This window comes from Arthrobacter sp. HMWF013, assembly GCF_003061105.1.
In the GTDB taxonomy this organism is placed as follows: Bacteria; Actinomycetota; Actinomycetes; order Actinomycetales; family Micrococcaceae; genus Arthrobacter.
Genome location: NZ_QAIQ01000454.1, coordinates 11,285 through 11,752, shown reverse-complemented (window position 1 = coordinate 11,752; position 468 = coordinate 11,285). Strand labels below are relative to the sequence as shown.

The following is a 468-nucleotide window of genomic DNA, read 5'->3' as shown; positions in this document are numbered from 1 at the left end:
CATTCCGGGGGCATTCCGGGGGCATTCCGGGGTCGTCCGGGCGTCGTCCGGACCATTCCGAATCTTCGGGTAAACTTATCTGCGGCCCCTCATGTGGCGTCATCCTGTTGAACTCCCCCAGGACCGGAAGGTAGCAAGGGTAAACGGGCTCTGGCGGGTGCATGGGGGGTCTTTACTCTTCCCCCCAGGTGACCACAGGGCCACCACCGGCGAGGGATCCTGATTGTCGGCCCTGATTGGTAGGGTTTTCTCGTGACTGTTACTACCACCGCCCTTTACCGCAGATACCGTCCGGACTCCTTCGCTGACGTTATAGGGCAGGAACATGTCACAGAGCCGCTGATGACGGCCCTCCGGAAAAACCGCGTCAACCACGCCTACCTTTTCTCCGGCCCGCGCGGTTGCGGAAAGACCACCTCCGCCCGCATTCTGGCCCGCTGCCTCAACTGTGCCGAGGGCCCCACGGAC

1 other RNA gene and 1 pseudogene are annotated in these 468 nt (G+C 62.6%); both read left to right on the top strand.

The annotated features are described in order from the left end of the window. Positions 1 to 80: 80 nt before the first annotated feature. An RNA gene (gene ffs / locus DBR22_RS16410) (signal recognition particle sRNA small type) lies at positions 81 to 177 on the top strand. Between the two features lie 75 nt (positions 178 to 252). Then, positions 253 to 468: pseudogene (locus DBR22_RS24665) on the top strand (hypothetical protein); the annotation flags it as partial.